The sequence below is a fragment of the Sphingobacterium sp. LZ7M1 genome (genome assembly GCF_024296865.1).
In the GTDB taxonomy this organism is placed as follows: Bacteria; Bacteroidota; Bacteroidia; order Sphingobacteriales; family Sphingobacteriaceae; genus Sphingobacterium.
The window spans coordinates 19,361-31,366 of sequence record NZ_CP101134.1; the positions used below are offsets into that span (position 1 = coordinate 19,361).

At 39.1% G+C, this 12,006-nt stretch carries 19 protein-coding genes; 11 read left to right on the top strand and 8 right to left on the bottom strand.

From position 1 onward, the window contains the following. Nucleotides 1–2 precede the first annotated feature (2 nt). Together NMK93_RS00105 and NMK93_RS00110 are read left to right on the top strand one after the other, a co-directional pair. The gene (locus NMK93_RS00105) at nucleotides 3–575 is read left to right on the top strand and encodes a hypothetical protein (RefSeq protein WP_254526742.1); all 573 of its coding nucleotides are present in this window, start codon (nucleotides 3–5) and stop codon (nucleotides 573–575) included. After that, on the top strand, nucleotides 572–1,057 hold the full coding sequence (locus NMK93_RS00110; RefSeq protein ID WP_185212776.1) for a GNAT family N-acetyltransferase: 486 nt from the start codon (nucleotides 572–574) through the stop codon (nucleotides 1,055–1,057). Before NMK93_RS00105 ends, NMK93_RS00110 begins: the two co-directional genes overlap by 4 nt. Before the next feature lie 78 nt (nucleotides 1,058–1,135). Here NMK93_RS00110 and NMK93_RS00115 read toward each other — a convergent pair whose 3' ends face one another. Next, nucleotides 1,136–2,443, bottom strand: coding sequence for a M28 family metallopeptidase (locus NMK93_RS00115; RefSeq protein WP_254526741.1), 1,308 nt, complete (start codon nucleotides 2,441–2,443; stop codon nucleotides 1,136–1,138). 92 nt (nucleotides 2,444–2,535) lie between these two features. On the opposite strand from NMK93_RS00115, the gene NMK93_RS00120 reads away from it, so the two are divergent. From NMK93_RS00120 to NMK93_RS00135, 4 genes are all read left to right on the top strand, one after another. Beyond that, nucleotides 2,536–2,850, top strand: a complete 315-nt coding sequence (locus tag NMK93_RS00120; RefSeq protein WP_093099998.1) for a rhodanese-like domain-containing protein — start codon at nucleotides 2,536–2,538, stop codon at nucleotides 2,848–2,850. A gap of 199 nt (nucleotides 2,851–3,049) precedes the next feature. Then, nucleotides 3,050–4,474, top strand: a complete 1,425-nt coding sequence (locus tag NMK93_RS00125) for a Glu/Leu/Phe/Val dehydrogenase (RefSeq protein ID WP_254526740.1) — start codon at nucleotides 3,050–3,052, stop codon at nucleotides 4,472–4,474. A gap of 33 nt (nucleotides 4,475–4,507) precedes the next feature. Beyond that, nucleotides 4,508–4,813, top strand: coding sequence for a hypothetical protein (locus NMK93_RS00130; RefSeq protein WP_254526739.1), 306 nt, complete (start codon nucleotides 4,508–4,510; stop codon nucleotides 4,811–4,813). Further along, nucleotides 4,810–5,061 carry a DUF6358 family protein gene (locus NMK93_RS00135; protein WP_254526738.1) on the top strand — a complete coding sequence of 84 codons (252 nt, stop codon included), beginning with the start codon at nucleotides 4,810–4,812 and terminating at the stop codon, nucleotides 5,059–5,061. Before NMK93_RS00130 ends, NMK93_RS00135 begins: the two co-directional genes overlap by 4 nt. A 27-nt stretch (nucleotides 5,062–5,088) precedes the next feature. On the opposite strand, the gene gcvT is transcribed toward NMK93_RS00135, so the two are convergent. The 5 genes from gcvT to NMK93_RS00160 form a co-directional block, all read right to left on the bottom strand. Further along, nucleotides 5,089–6,168, bottom strand: coding sequence for a glycine cleavage system aminomethyltransferase GcvT (gene gcvT / locus NMK93_RS00140; RefSeq protein ID WP_254526737.1), 1,080 nt, complete (start codon nucleotides 6,166–6,168; stop codon nucleotides 5,089–5,091). Nucleotides 6,169–6,321: 153 nt separating this feature from the next. Next, nucleotides 6,322–7,011 carry a pseudouridine synthase gene (locus tag NMK93_RS00145; protein WP_254526736.1) on the bottom strand — a complete coding sequence of 230 codons (690 nt, stop codon included), beginning with the start codon at nucleotides 7,009–7,011 and terminating at the stop codon, nucleotides 6,322–6,324. 2 nt (nucleotides 7,012–7,013) lie between these two features. Continuing rightward, a complete protein-coding gene (locus NMK93_RS00150) occupies nucleotides 7,014–7,379 on the bottom strand; it encodes a DUF4359 domain-containing protein (RefSeq protein WP_254526735.1) in 366 nt (121 codons plus the stop codon). 34 nt (nucleotides 7,380–7,413) lie between these two features. Then, nucleotides 7,414–7,893 carry a DUF4112 domain-containing protein gene (locus tag NMK93_RS00155; RefSeq protein WP_185212784.1) on the bottom strand — a complete coding sequence of 160 codons (480 nt, stop codon included), beginning with the start codon at nucleotides 7,891–7,893 and terminating at the stop codon, nucleotides 7,414–7,416. 2 nt (nucleotides 7,894–7,895) lie between these two features. Next, the gene (locus NMK93_RS00160) at nucleotides 7,896–8,615 is read right to left on the bottom strand and encodes an SIMPL domain-containing protein (RefSeq protein ID WP_254526734.1); all 720 of its coding nucleotides are present in this window, start codon (nucleotides 8,613–8,615) and stop codon (nucleotides 7,896–7,898) included. A gap of 159 nt (nucleotides 8,616–8,774) precedes the next feature. Between NMK93_RS00160 and NMK93_RS00165 the strand changes: the two genes are divergently transcribed. Continuing rightward, on the top strand, nucleotides 8,775–8,966 hold the full coding sequence (locus NMK93_RS00165; protein ID WP_093100014.1) for a cold-shock protein: 192 nt from the start codon (nucleotides 8,775–8,777) through the stop codon (nucleotides 8,964–8,966). A 69-nt stretch (nucleotides 8,967–9,035) separates the two neighbouring features. Here the strand turns inward: NMK93_RS00165 and recO are convergent, their stop codons facing one another. Continuing rightward, nucleotides 9,036–9,755: a DNA repair protein RecO gene (gene recO / locus NMK93_RS00170; protein WP_254526733.1), complete on the bottom strand. Its 720-nt coding sequence runs from the start codon at nucleotides 9,753–9,755 to the stop codon at nucleotides 9,036–9,038. Nucleotides 9,756–9,766: 11 nt separating this feature from the next. Next, nucleotides 9,767–9,991, bottom strand: a complete 225-nt coding sequence (locus tag NMK93_RS00175; protein ID WP_254526732.1) for a signal peptidase — start codon at nucleotides 9,989–9,991, stop codon at nucleotides 9,767–9,769. A gap of 204 nt (nucleotides 9,992–10,195) precedes the next feature. Here NMK93_RS00175 and rpmB point away from each other — a divergent pair, with 204 nt between their 5' ends. The 4 genes from rpmB to ftsY all read left to right on the top strand — a co-directional run bounded on the left by rpmB (nucleotide 10,196) and on the right by ftsY (nucleotide 11,999). Continuing rightward, nucleotides 10,196–10,429, top strand: coding sequence for a 50S ribosomal protein L28 (rpmB, locus tag NMK93_RS00180; protein WP_185212788.1), 234 nt, complete (start codon nucleotides 10,196–10,198; stop codon nucleotides 10,427–10,429). Nucleotides 10,430–10,504: 75 nt separating this feature from the next. Then, complete coding sequence (rpmG, locus tag NMK93_RS00185) at nucleotides 10,505–10,687, top strand: 50S ribosomal protein L33 (protein WP_002998409.1); 183 nt, start codon at nucleotides 10,505–10,507, stop codon at nucleotides 10,685–10,687. A 44-nt stretch (nucleotides 10,688–10,731) separates the two neighbouring features. Beyond that, nucleotides 10,732–10,893 (top strand): DUF4295 domain-containing protein, encoded by a 162-nt coding sequence (locus tag NMK93_RS00190; protein WP_093100020.1) that lies wholly within the window; start codon nucleotides 10,732–10,734, stop codon nucleotides 10,891–10,893. Nucleotides 10,894–11,036: 143 nt separating this feature from the next. Beyond that, nucleotides 11,037–11,999, top strand: coding sequence for a signal recognition particle-docking protein FtsY (gene ftsY, locus NMK93_RS00195; protein WP_185212789.1), 963 nt, complete (start codon nucleotides 11,037–11,039; stop codon nucleotides 11,997–11,999). Nucleotides 12,000–12,006 lie beyond the last annotated feature (7 nt).

A 12,006-nucleotide genomic window follows, 5' to 3' on the forward strand; every position in this document is an offset into this window, starting at 1 on the left:
TTATGTCTTCTCATCATATTGTTCGAGAGAATCAAGAGCCAGCTTTGTTCATCGCAAATCCTGACTGTTTGGTTGATGAATATTTAAACCAACTTCTGGAGTGGAGTCCAACCATTATTACGTTGGCCGAACATTACGAATCCCTAAAGGCTCGAGAAATAAAGATCGATGTGGTCCTAGATAACCAAGGTCTGGAGGCTCATGTCCTTGAAGAGCATATTTCCCTTATCCCCTATTCTGACTGCTATATCGTTCCCTTATTTTCCTTTTTAAAAGAGAAAAACAATTTTGCCGTTAATATTTTGACAGATATCGTCGAGATAGCGCATTACATGCCTTATTTAGGCGATTTCAACATCAATTTGATCAACAACAAAGGGAAAGCACTTTTTGTAAAGAAATACGAGAAATGGCTTCCTAAAGGCTTTAATTTGTTTATTGAAAATAATGAAGGAAAATTGGGCGAAACACAGAACTTAAAATCATTGGGGGATCATGTTTATGCTGTCATAAATGATGGTTTTGTTTCCATTCCGCAGCAAGAATCCTATTTTATAATATCTGAAGAGCTATGACAGAGATCATCCCAGCTAAGCAGGAAGATGCTGTGTTAATCCATGAATTAGCACATGCCATCTGGTATCCGACCTATCAAAGCATCCTTTCCAAGGAACAGATTGCCTTTATGTTGGATAAGATGTATTCGGTGGAGGCATTGAGCACTGCTATCCAAGACAATAAAGCTTTTCATCTCCTATATGAGGATAGAAAACCGGTAGGTTTTATTGGGGTTGACCCTAAAGAAGACCTCTTAAGGATCGAGAAGATCTATCTGTTACCTAGTACGCAGGGCAAAGGCTACGGAAAGCTGCTGATCGATTTTGCAGCGCAGGAGGCAAAGAAACTAGGGCTTCCGACCTTGGAACTAAATGTTAACCGATCGAACAATGCCTATCAATTTTATCTGAAACAAGGATTTGAGGTAATTCAGGAAATTGATATCCCCTATTATGGATTTGTTCTTGATGATTACATTATGCGCAAGAAATTGGATTAACAACATTTAATCCCATCTAAGATATAACAGGAAAAGACGGTCAATTGACCGTCTTTTCCTGTTATATGGGATAAGCCCTTAATCTCTTAGTTTTTCAACCCTACTCGGTGTTTGGGTTCCATTGATAATTCCTATAGCCCCAGTTGCGATGGCCTCAATACTTGATTTAATATTGTTGATGTCCAATGTACTTACCTCGTCTTTTACCGTATGGTAGTATTGGTCCTTATCGATCTGTGATGTAGAAAAGGTATGTGCCGGTACGCCTAATGCGGCCAATACGGCATTATCGCTGCGGTAGAATAGGTTTTGGGTGGTATATGGGTCTGGATGGAAGGTAAATGCAGAGCCCTTCAGGTTTTCCTGCATCAGTTTGCCAAGGTCAGACGCGCTGTATCCTGTAATATAGAGACTATTTGGGCCGAATTTGGAATCCTTACCGATCATTTCGATATTGATCATGGCCACGACCTTCTCCGGATCTATATTGTTGGAGAAATATTTGGAACCAAACATGCCAATTTCCTCTGCAGTGAAAGCGACAAAGATGATGGTTCTTTCATTGTTGTTTAACTTCTTGTAATACCTCGCCAATTCGATCATCGCGGTTGTACCAGAGGCATCATCATCAGCGCCATTTGCAATGGAATCACCTTCCACAGCAGGCAAGATACCGATATGGTCATAATGGCAAGAAATCACCACATATTCCTCAGGTTTAGATTTACCAGGAAGGACAGCCGCCACATTGAACATATTGAACTCTTCTGTTTTGCGGGTCTGTTTGATTTCATGGTTTCCAGGTAATTCATCGGCCACGATAAAAACCTTGGGGCTTCCGGCAGCTTTTTCCTGGCCTTTGATTACAATGCTCTCGCGATTGTAGATTCTTTTGAAACGGGCCAAAAATGGAGCATGTTTCTTGTCTACCAAAACGACAACCTTATTTGGGTTCTGCTGAACGATTTCCCTGAATTTTTGGGAAAAATCATCATCAGCAGAAATCTTAATGGTTTCAATGGAAGGGGTGTTTTTTGTTAAAGGTTCGTCTAAATTACCTACGATCAAGAACTCATCATCATTTAATTTTTTATCAGCTAAGGTGACACTTTGTTCAGTCACCCTGCCCCGATTAACCAGAAAGGATTGGCGGAAGTTATCACCTACATATGGTTTAAGGCCAATTTCTTTGAATTCAGCAGCGATAAAATCAGCTGCTTTGCCAATATCGTCTAGATTTAGGGCCGATCGGCCTCTCATATCATCAGAAGCAAGGGTATTCAAGATTCTGGAAATATTTTCCGTGCTTGTAATCTGCTTTTGCTGAGCGGAGCTCATTTGGAATAAAAAGCCAGAAAATACGAGTGCTAAGAATAGTTTTTTCATGAATAAAATGTTTGTGATGAAATTAACAAAAATTCTATATTATTGGCAGGACCTTTGAGTCTAAATTTTATATATTTGATAAAAAGCTTACTATGAAAGAAATTAGCGTTCAAGAATTAAAGGACATGATGGATCACAATGTTGAGTTTCAGTTGATCGACGTTCGTGAGCCTTTTGAATATGAGGTATCGAACCTGAATGGAGTGAACATTCCATTGTCAGGCGTTGTGATTGAGTCTGAAAAGATTTCAAAAGATATTCCAGTGGTGATCCACTGCCGTTCAGGGAAGCGTAGTGCTCAGGCTGTTATGCTTTTAGAACAAGAAGGATACACGAATTTATCCAACCTACAAGGCGGAATTTTAGCTTGGAAAGAAGCTTTTGATCCGGAGATGGATGTTTATTAAGAAACAGTAAATCAATAAAAAGCTCAAGGATTCCTTGAGCTTTTTATTTTTAGGGCAATTTATTGCTTAAATAATAATTTTACTCCCCTATCTTTAGAATATATTTAAAAATAATGTTTTTATTTTCTTGCCTATTATTAAAATATTAAAAGAGCTAACTTTATAGTATTATTCCAAGAATAAACAAAAACATATTTTTATGTCAAATCAATCAAACACAACTTTCAGCTTCTTTCAAGGAGTGGGTCGGAATTTTGATAAAGCGGCCAAGTTCACCAAGTTTTCTCCTGGCATCCTCGAACAGATCAAAGCATGTAATTCCATATTACGAGTAAGATTTCCGGTTAAAATCGGAGATAACATTGAGGTTATAGAAGCTTACCGTGTACAACATTCACATCATAAGCTGCCATGTAAAGGGGGTATCCGTTTCAGTATGGAGGTGGATCAAGACGAAGTGATGGCCCTTGCATCATTAATGACCTATAAATGTGCCATCGTAAACGTTCCGTTTGGTGGTGCTAAAGGCGGTGTGAAAATCGATGCAAAGAAGTATTCAGAGTATGAATTAGAAAAAATTACCCGTCGATATACGACGGAATTGGTGAAAAAGAACTTTATTGGACCAGGAACGGATGTTCCGGCGCCGGATTATGGTACCGGAGCGCGCGAGATGAGCTGGATCGTAGATACCTATACCACATTAAACCCGAATGAAATCAATGCTCAGGCCTGTGTAACGGGGAAACCGGTTTCTCAAGGCGGTGTAAGAGGCCGTACTGAAGCGACAGGTTTAGGCGTGTTTTTCGGGGTTAAGGAAGCGTGTAAGATTGAAGAAGATATGAGCAAGTTGGGATTGACAACTGGTGTTGAAGGTAAGAAAGTAATCGTTCAAGGTTTAGGAAATGTGGGTTACCATGCTGCTAAATATTTTCAGGAAGGTGGTTCTATCCTTGTTGGCTTGATCGAATATGAGGGTGCCATCTATAATGAAAATGGACTGGACCTGGAAGAGGTTGTTGCCCATAGAAAGGCTACAGGCTCCATCCTAAATTTCCCTGGTGCTATCAATATTGAAGAATCTATAAAAGGTTTAGAGCAGCCATGTGATATCTTGATCCCTGCAGCATTAGAGTCTGTAATCAATGGGGACAATGCAGAAAGGATTCAAGCACAGATCATAGGCGAAGCGGCAAATGGTCCATTGACACCAGAAGCAGATGAGGTGTTCAACAGGAAAGGTAAATTGGTGATCCCAGATATCTATTTAAATGCTGGAGGGGTTACCGTATCCTATTTTGAATGGTTGAAAAACCTAAGCCACGTACGCTATGGTCGTCTTGAAAAGAGATTCAGCGAAAACATGTATGCTGAAATCTTGAATATCATAGAGTCTATGACCAATCAAAAGGTTTCTAAATTGGAGCGCAAGATTATTTTAAGAGGACCTGATGAGGTTGATTTAGTGTATTCAGGACTTGAGGACACCATGATCGGTTCTTATCATGAAATCCACCAGATCTGGAAAAGCATGGACGGTGTTGAGGATCTAAGGACAGCGGCATTTATCTGTGCGATCAACAAAGTTGGAGAATCCTATAAGGAATTGGGAATATTCCCATAAACGAGGACGGGATTTTATCCTTAACTTTGCTTCATGAATAAATTATTCCACCAGACTAAACAGGCATTCCTATTTAGTCTGGCTTTTTATTTCCTTTCTATCTTATTATTTATCCTGAAGGTGGGCTATGCTCCTATCCTATTGAGCATCTCGATGGTACTTTCTTTAATATGGGTGGTATTGGTGCTGTTGGAGATCATGCGTTCGACCAGAATCAGCAATGGAGAGCGGTTGATTTTGGCTTTATTCGTCATCTTGGGGAATATTATGGCAGGAATAGTGTATTTTTATTTCATTCGGGAACGAGTAACGGGTTTTAAAGTAATAAAGAAGAAATGACGAAGAAGTTTATATTGAATTTACTGCTCAATTTAGGGATCGTGTTTTTGGTTTTGAGCGCATGGGCAGGTTATAATAGCGGACAGGTACTGTACTTGGGGATTTCCATCGCCTTATTGGTGTTGTTGATCTATCTGAAGGTGGTTCTGTTAAAACAGGTGAGCCGAGATGTGAAGACCAAGCAAGAGGAAAAGGCGAAGCTGGCGCAGCAAGAAATGAAACAACAAAAGAAAAGGGCTAAAAAATAGCCCTTTTTCATTTTATTTTTATCCGCCTTATTTTACAAAAGGAGGTTTTCTTACGATCGCTTTGATAGGTTGGTTACGGATAGAGATAAAGATCTCTGTACCTTCTTTAGCAAATGCAGGCTCTACATAACCTAAACCGATTGATTTTTTCAAGGATGGAGATTGCGTTCCGGAAGTAACACGTCCGATCTTGTTTCCATCAGCATCTACGATTTCATAATCATGACGAGGAATACCTCTATCAATCATTTCGAATCCTACCAGTTTTTGAGAAACACCTTTTTCTTTTTCAGCTTTTAGGTTTTCAGCGTTTACAAAGTCCTTCGTGAATTTAGTAACCCACCCTAAGCCAGCTGCTAATGGTGATGTATTATCGTCGATATCATTTCCGTAAAGACAGAAACCCATTTCTAGGCGTAGGGTATCCCTAGCGCCAAGACCGATTGGCTTAATGCCATATTCTTGACCAGCTTCCATGATTGCATTCCAAACTTGCTCTGCATGTTCGTTGGCAACATAGATTTCGAAACCACCAGCACCAGTATAACCTGTAGCAGAAACCAATACGTTTTCAACACCAGCAAATACTCCTTTTTGGAAAGAATAGTATTCCATTGGAGCCAAGTCGATATCCGTTAATTTTTGTAGTGCATCGGCAGCTTTAGGGCCTTGTACAGCGAAAAGAGAAGTTTCGTCAGAAATGTTTTTCATTTCTACACCTTCAGTATTGAATTTGCTGATCCAATCCCAGTCTTTATCAATGTTTGATGCATTTACAACCAAGAGATAGGTTTTGTCATCAATTTTATAAGTTAAGAAGTCATCTACAATACCGCCATTTTCGTTTGGAAGATAGCCGTACTGAACTTTACCGTCATATAATTTTGAGGCATCGTTAGAAGAAACTTTCTGGATAAGGTCTAATGCTTTTTCGCCCTTTAAGATAAACTCCCCCATGTGGCTAACATCGAACATCCCTACAGCGGTACGCACTGTTTCGTGTTCGTCGTTGATACCAGTATATTGAACTGGCATATTGAATCCGGCGAAAGGAACCATTTTCGCACCTAAAGCGACATGAACGTCAGTTAACGCAGTTTTTTTCATGTTAAATCAATGAGTTTTTTGTTGTTACAAAAATAGGAAAATTAATTAGGATTTAGTATTGAGATATGAGATGTGAGATTTGAGAAATTTAATTTCGAAATTTTTCTGGTTTGAAATATTTATTAGAGATTTTTATATCTCAATACTCCAATCTCAATACTCATATCTTATATTCAATATCCCCAACGCTCTTTCAAACTCAGGTTGGATTTGGGCTTGGATAAGGATGTTTTCTTGGGTTTTGGGGTGGCTGAATGCGAGTGATTTGGCGTGCAGGAGCATAGTGTCGTGCTGGAAGGTATCTTTCCAGAGTTTGTTCTGTTTGTTGCAGCCATGTGGTCTGTCGCCGATAATGGGATGGAAAATATGGGCGAAATGTCGGCGCAATTGGTGCATCCTGCCCGTTTCGGGTTTTGCAAGGACCAAGGAATACCTAGAAGTTGGAAATTTTCCGAAGGGAAGGTCAATTTCGGTGGTCGCCAGGGTTTGGTAGTGGGTCAATGCCTCTTGGATTGTGCCGTTTTCTTTTTTTAAGGGATAATCAATGGTCCCTTCGGGATCGGTATGGCCACGAAGGACTGCCAAATATTCTTTTTTGATTAAGTTTTGGGAAAATGCGGTTTGTATGGCGCTATCCATTTCCTTGTTCAGGGAGAATAAAAGCACACCCGCGGTCTTTCGGTCCAAACGATGGGCAGGATAGACCTTCTTCCCTATTTGATCCCTTAAGATTTGTAGGGCAAACTCGGAAGTATCTGCAGCAATGGAGGATTTATGGACCAATAATCCATGGGGTTTGTTGATGGCAACAAAATCCTCATCTTCAAATAAGATCTCAAGCATGCCTATCGCTTTAAAGCGTCGATTAACATTCCGGCTTTTTCATCGATCTTGGAACTGATCCATACCTGTCCGAAAGCTCCTCCTCCTATGGTAATCTTTTCGCTGTTCCAATTGATCTTGGCAAGTGAAAAAAGGTAATAGTTTTCGGTGTAGGTGTAATTGTTCACAAATTCATTGACCACTTGATCTCCTACGAGCATCATGCCTAGATCTACAGCGTCCTTATGCTTGTAATCCAATTGTTTTTTTAGGATTTCTTTGGCCTTGGGTGATAGTTTTTCATTGATTTTCTCCTTGGAAGGATTGGTGAAAACCGCGACCAACATAATGACAACCCCCAATAAGGCAAAGATTCTTGTTTTACTCATAGGTACAAAAATAGATTATTTTGAAGAGATTGGATTAAAATATCAAGCCAAACAGCCAAATTGTAAGGGCATACATGGCATAAATAAACAAAATGATGGTTATGAATATAACGATACCCAGGGTGATCAGGATGTTTTTGGCACTTCCTTGATGTTTATTGTCGTAATAATGTTCCCGTAGTAGTTTGACATTTTTCTCATTGGCTTTGTTGAAGAAGTCAAAGACATTTCCAATGATGGGTATGGAACCTAAAAGTGCGTCATAAGTAACATTGAGCAGCATTTTTACGGCAACCTTACTGCTTGCTCCATTTCTGTACATCACGGATACAAGAACCAGTGAAATAATGAAGGTGGCAATCTGCCCTCCAAAAGGAATGAAGTTTAAGATGGGGTCCAGACCGAAGCGAAAGTTTCCAATGCGGAAACGACTATCCATCAGGACAGACAGTCGTTTTACCCATTGAAAGTCTTTATCAATCTTCTGTAAATTATAGGAAGGATGTTTCTCCATTGTTATTTCAGCGCGAATACGGCGTCGATATTACAGGTAAGTTTGATCGGTTTTACCTCTAGATCCAAGCCTTGTTCATTAGAATCCATTTCATTGCTCACCCCTTTGGCAGCCATGGCATACATACGTGGCTGAGGAACTAGATCATTCCAGTTCAAGCTGCTGTTATCATTGATCATGATTACCTTACCAACGTTTTCAGCATCTGCAGCAGCAAGGATTTCTGCATTTGTTCTCGCATCACGTACTGCTAGGGTTTTCAGCTCCTTTTCGATTTCTTTCTTTTGCGAATGATCGTATCCAGAGATGTTGGTGCTCTGCAGTCCTCTTGCATCTACTTCTTCCAACATTGGATTTAAGTTCTTTAGATCAGTAACCTTGATCCTATATTGTCTAGCCTGGAACAGTTCGTTGTTTTTCTTTTTGTTTTCGACATTGTAGCTATAGATATTTTGAACGGTAAAGTCCTCTTTTTTGACGCCGTTTTTCATAGCCGCATCAAAAAGTTGTTTTTCCAGTTGGTCAATAGCAACCTTTTTCTTGGTATTTCCATCTTGGTAATACTCTTTCAAAGAAATAGAAAGATAGATGATATCTGGTGTTACTTCTTTTTCTGCATAACCACGGGTTGCTACTCTCCTAGTGTTTTCCATATTATTAGTTTGGGCGCTCAATGAGGTCATCGTTCCTACCAGCGCAATTAGTGTAATTAATTTTTTCATAATATTTTTAAATAAATTGTTCATGGCAAAAACCTTTCCAAATTGTTGGCGAAAAGAAATTGCCAAATAATTTGAAAAATGTTTAGTAGATTTAACGATTAAATTTAATTGGTATTCAAAAAATAATGATACCTTTAAAAAAAAACAATAGTAATTATTATGCAAGAAGGAGTAGTAAAATTCTTTAATGAAGCCAAAGGTTTCGGTTTCATCATTCCAAATTCTGGCGAGAGTGAAATTTTCGTTCACGTTTCTGGATTAGTAGACAAGGTTCGTGAAAACGACCATGTTTCTTACGAAGTACAACAAGGTCGTAAGGGACTAAACGCGGTAAATGTAAAGCTTATCTAAAAATTAGATTCAATATATATTTATTGTGGAAGCCCGTCGAGTACCAACTCAACGGGTTTTTTCATGCCTTTAATTTCCAAAAATTTCTTCTAGGATATAGAGGGAATTAATCTCTCCAAAGTTCTCTGTATGAAGTCGATAATAGTCGATGATTTTTTGAAGGAGATAGGTCCGATCCTGTCGGTTTAGCTTAATTTTGTTACAATTCGTAAAGCTGCTTTGTAAAATTTCTCTGAAATAAGTGCTGTAGGGCTCCTGCAGGACATGAAAGTGTGCAGGTAAGCTATTTGAAAAGCGCCCTTCCATCAAATCGAAATATGGCAGATCCTGTATGATGGGTTTGAAGCCAAGGTAGTGGCTCAGTTTGGCGAGGAAGACCAGGTGATAATTTGCCAATCCCTCTTTGCTTTCATCCAACCAAATGATGGCATTTTCCAAAAATTGGAAAAGCTGTGGTTCGGGGTGTTGATGTCTTAAGACCTTATAAAGGACTTCATTCAAGAACATCGCAATGGAACTCTTGACGATATCTAGTGGGATGCTCTTGAGTGCAGGGATCTGTTGGGCTTCCTTTATTCGCTGCAGGTTGTTGTTTTCCTTATTATAAACAACCATTTCTAATAGATGAAATGGCTGGAGCATATTGAATGGGATCTTGGCCTTCGGTTTTCTAGCGCCATTGATCAGATAAGATTGCAGGCCCAAAACCTCCGTATATATCTGAGCGACAACGCTACTTTCGGAGTAGTTGGTTACTTTTAAGGTGATTCCTTTGGTTTGTTGCAGCATCAGGTTCTACCCTATTTGTTTTTCTTGGACTTCCTGTCGTCCAATATTGAGTTTCGATCGATCTTTCTGAACAAGCGATAAATAAAGGTGATAAAGCCGAATCCGAAAGAGATCACGCCGATAACCAGGAGCGGTTTATACCACATGTTGTCGGATTCCATGAGGATGGTACCATAGTAGATACAGATTATTCCCAGCAAAGTGAAAGCTAATCCTCGTATTAAATACTTGTTCATTGTGAATTGTTGAAAACTATTGTGAGCGTCGGCGTAAATAATAATGCAAAATACAGTATTTTTGTTGACTTCTGCCCTATTCCTACATTATTTTAAAATAATTCGCTAATTAATATTGTATTTCCCAAAAGAAATATAGATATTTGCACACTCGTTTCTGAGGAACGATAATTGAATTAGAACAACAATAAAAAATCGAATATCATGTCAAGAATTTGTGATTTAACAGGCAAGACGGCATTAAAGGGAAATAACGTATCACACTCGAACGTTAAGACTAAGCGTAAATTCTATCCTAATTTACAGACCAAGCGTTTTTATATTCCAGAAGAAGATCGTTGGATTACTTTAAAAGTATCTACTTCGGCTATTAAAACCATCAACAAAAACGGTATTACAGCATCTATCGACAAGTTTATTAAAAGAGGTCATATTTAATAGATAGTAGCCTGTTATATCAGCAGAAAATAGAATCATGAAATTCACCCGTGAGGGTATAAATAAAGTAAGGCAATGGCAAAAAAAGGAAATAGAGTACAAGTTATCTTAGAATGTACTGAGCACAAAGAAAGTGGTCTTCCAGGAATGTCTCGTTACATTACCACTAAGAACAAAAAGAACACAACTGAGCGTTTAGAGTTGAAAAAATTCAACCCAGTATTGAGAAAAGTAACAGTTCACAAAGAAATTAAGTAATTAACGGATTGGATCTTTAGGGTCCATATTAAAAATATTATACCATGGCAAAGAAAGCAGTTGCATCATTACAAAAAGGTGGTGGTAAAGAGTTTACCAAAGTAATTATCACTACAAAATCTGCAAAAACTGGCGCTTATACTTTCAAAGAAAGTATGGTACACAATGACAAAGTAAAAGAGGTTGTTGCTGCGGCTTCTAAATAAGCAGTTAGATATTCCTTTTTTTAAAGTTTTTCTTTAAAAATCTTATAATTAGCCGTTTTGGGAGCACCAAAAGGGCTTTTTTAGTATCCTGTATTTAAGTATCTTTGATACGATTCAGATCCTTTATCTATAACACATCCATCATGGGATTATTTGATTTTTTTAAAAAGAAGCAAGAGACACCTGAAGCTCAAGAGGCTTTGGACAAAGGTTTAGAGAAGACCAAGGAAGGTTTTTTCTCCAAGATTACGAAAGCAGTAGTAGGAAAGTCTACCATTGATGACGAAGTGTTGGATAATCTGGAGGAGGTTCTGGTTACATCTGATGTGGGCGTTACGACCACGCTGAAGATTGTAGAACGGATTCAAAAACGTGCTGCACAGGATAAATATGTCACTACCGATGACCTGAACCGTCTGTTGAAAGACGAAATCCAAGGGTTATTGGCTGAAAACAACAGTAATGACTTTGAATCATTTGAATATGGCAACCAAAAGCCATATGTGATTATGGTCGTTGGCGTGAATGGGGTAGGAAAGACCACAACCATTGGCAAACTGGCTCATCAGTTGAAGGAAGCTGGCAACAAGGTTGTTCTTGGTGCTGCTGATACCTTCAGGGCCGCTGCGGTTGATCAAATCCAATTATGGGGTGATCGGGTTGGGGTGCGTGTTGTTGCACAGCCTATGGGATCGGATCCTGCATCGGTTGCTTTTGATACAGTAAAGTCAGCCGTTGCGAATGGCGACGATGTTGCCATCATTGATACAGCAGGTAGACTTCATAATAAAGTGGGCTTGATGAACGAATTGACCAAGATCAAAAATGTGATGCAAAAGGTTATCCCTGATGCCCCTCACGAGATTTTATTGGTTTTGGATGCTTCTACAGGTCAAAATGCCATTGAGCAAGCAACGCAATTTACTCAAGCTACCGATGTCAATGCCTTGGCTTTGACAAAATTGGACGGTACTGCCAAAGGTGGTGTTGTCATAGGGATCTCGGATCAGTTTAAAATTCCGGTTAAATACATTGGAGTGGGAGAGAAGATCGGTGATTTGCAGTTATTTAACAAAAAAGAATTTGTAGACTCACTATTCAAGTAGGCTACAG

Excerpts from the sequence above, each read along its gene's own strand:
- NMK93_RS00160 (WP_254526734.1), bottom strand. The coding sequence starts at position 8,615 with ATGAAAAAATTAATTACACTAATTGCGCTGGTAGGAACGATGACCTCA.
- NMK93_RS00130 (WP_254526739.1), top strand. The coding sequence starts at position 4,508 with ATGAATAAATTATTCCACCAGACTAAACAGGCATTCCTATTTAGTCTG.
- NMK93_RS00145 (WP_254526736.1), bottom strand. The coding sequence starts at position 7,011 with ATGCTTGAGATCTTATTTGAAGATGAGGATTTTGTTGCCATCAACAAA.
- NMK93_RS00135 (WP_254526738.1), top strand. The coding sequence starts at position 4,810 with ATGACGAAGAAGTTTATATTGAATTTACTGCTCAATTTAGGGATCGTG.
- NMK93_RS00125 (WP_254526740.1), top strand. The coding sequence starts at position 3,050 with ATGTCAAATCAATCAAACACAACTTTCAGCTTCTTTCAAGGAGTGGGT.
- NMK93_RS00175 (WP_254526732.1), bottom strand. The coding sequence starts at position 9,991 with ATGAACAAGTATTTAATACGAGGATTAGCTTTCACTTTGCTGGGAATA.
- NMK93_RS00190 (WP_093100020.1), top strand. The coding sequence starts at position 10,732 with ATGGCAAAGAAAGCAGTTGCATCATTACAAAAAGGTGGTGGTAAAGAG.
- NMK93_RS00155 (WP_185212784.1), bottom strand. The coding sequence starts at position 7,893 with ATGGAGAAACATCCTTCCTATAATTTACAGAAGATTGATAAAGACTTT.
- NMK93_RS00150 (WP_254526735.1), bottom strand. The coding sequence starts at position 7,379 with ATGAGTAAAACAAGAATCTTTGCCTTATTGGGGGTTGTCATTATGTTG.
- gcvT (WP_254526737.1), bottom strand. The coding sequence starts at position 6,168 with ATGAAAAAAACTGCGTTAACTGACGTTCATGTCGCTTTAGGTGCGAAA.
- NMK93_RS00120 (WP_093099998.1), top strand. The coding sequence starts at position 2,536 with ATGAAAGAAATTAGCGTTCAAGAATTAAAGGACATGATGGATCACAAT.
- rpmG (WP_002998409.1), top strand. The coding sequence starts at position 10,505 with ATGGCAAAAAAAGGAAATAGAGTACAAGTTATCTTAGAATGTACTGAG.
- NMK93_RS00105 (WP_254526742.1), top strand. The coding sequence starts at position 3 with ATGTCTTCTCATCATATTGTTCGAGAGAATCAAGAGCCAGCTTTGTTC.
- rpmB (WP_185212788.1), top strand. The coding sequence starts at position 10,196 with ATGTCAAGAATTTGTGATTTAACAGGCAAGACGGCATTAAAGGGAAAT.
- NMK93_RS00115 (WP_254526741.1), bottom strand. The coding sequence starts at position 2,443 with ATGAAAAAACTATTCTTAGCACTCGTATTTTCTGGCTTTTTATTCCAA.
- ftsY (WP_185212789.1), top strand. The coding sequence starts at position 11,037 with ATGGGATTATTTGATTTTTTTAAAAAGAAGCAAGAGACACCTGAAGCT.
- NMK93_RS00110 (WP_185212776.1), top strand. The coding sequence starts at position 572 with ATGACAGAGATCATCCCAGCTAAGCAGGAAGATGCTGTGTTAATCCAT.
- recO (WP_254526733.1), bottom strand. The coding sequence starts at position 9,755 with ATGCTGCAACAAACCAAAGGAATCACCTTAAAAGTAACCAACTACTCC.
- NMK93_RS00165 (WP_093100014.1), top strand. The coding sequence starts at position 8,775 with ATGCAAGAAGGAGTAGTAAAATTCTTTAATGAAGCCAAAGGTTTCGGT.